The organism is Janthinobacterium foliorum (genome assembly GCF_978021625.1).
Genome location: NZ_CDXDQE010000082.1, coordinates 1 through 338 on the forward strand (window position 1 = coordinate 1; position 338 = coordinate 338).

Here is a 338-nt window from a genome sequence, read left to right on the forward strand (position 1 = left end):
AAGCCGCGCAGCTTCTTTGCGGCGATGAGCTTTGGCAACTGCGGCTATGCGTTTCCGACCATCATCGGCGCCAAGGTGGCCGCGCCGCACCGTCCGGCCGTGTCGTATGCGGGCGACGGCGCCTGGGGCATGAGCCTGATGGAAACCATGACCTGCGTGCGCCACAACATTCCCGTGACGGCCGTGGTGTTCCACAACCGCCAGTGGGGCGCGGAAAAGAAAAACCAGGTGGATTTCTACAACCGCCGCTTCGTCGCCGGTGAACTGGACAACCAGAGCTTCGCGGAAATCGCCCGCGCCATGGGCGCCGAAGGCATCACGGTGGACAAGCTGGAAGA

1 protein-coding gene is annotated in these 338 nt (G+C 63.6%); it reads left to right on the top strand.

The annotated features are described in order from the left end of the window. The coding region (locus ACZ92H_RS29590) for a thiamine pyrophosphate-dependent enzyme (protein ID WP_465051990.1) at positions 1-338 on the top strand (338 nt) is incomplete at both ends.